We start from the raw sequence: 232 nt of genomic DNA on the forward strand, positions 1-232 counted from the left end.
GGAGATGTGTGCCGCGCCTTGCTGAATGGTGGCAGTATGATCATTGCCCCGGCAGATCTGCGTACTGATCCTGAAGGTTTGTATAAATTAGTTGCACAGCATCGTATTAATATTTTTGAATCCACACCGGCTCTGGTGCTGCCACTCATGGATCACATCTATGACGCAGGATTAGATAGTTCCTTTATGCAGCTGGTGATCCTGGGTTCAGATACCTGCAGGGTAGAAGATT

At 47.4% G+C, this 232-nt stretch carries 1 protein-coding gene; it reads left to right on the top strand.

Annotated features, from left to right (window positions below; genetic code table 11):
- Positions 1 to 232 (top strand): hypothetical protein (locus KVT36_RS32350; RefSeq protein WP_217607531.1); only part of this gene is annotated, 232 nt, incomplete at both ends.

The sequence above is a fragment of the Chitinophaga sp. GbtcB8 genome, from assembly GCF_019091455.1.
In the GTDB taxonomy this organism is placed as follows: domain Bacteria; phylum Bacteroidota; class Bacteroidia; order Chitinophagales; family Chitinophagaceae; genus Chitinophaga.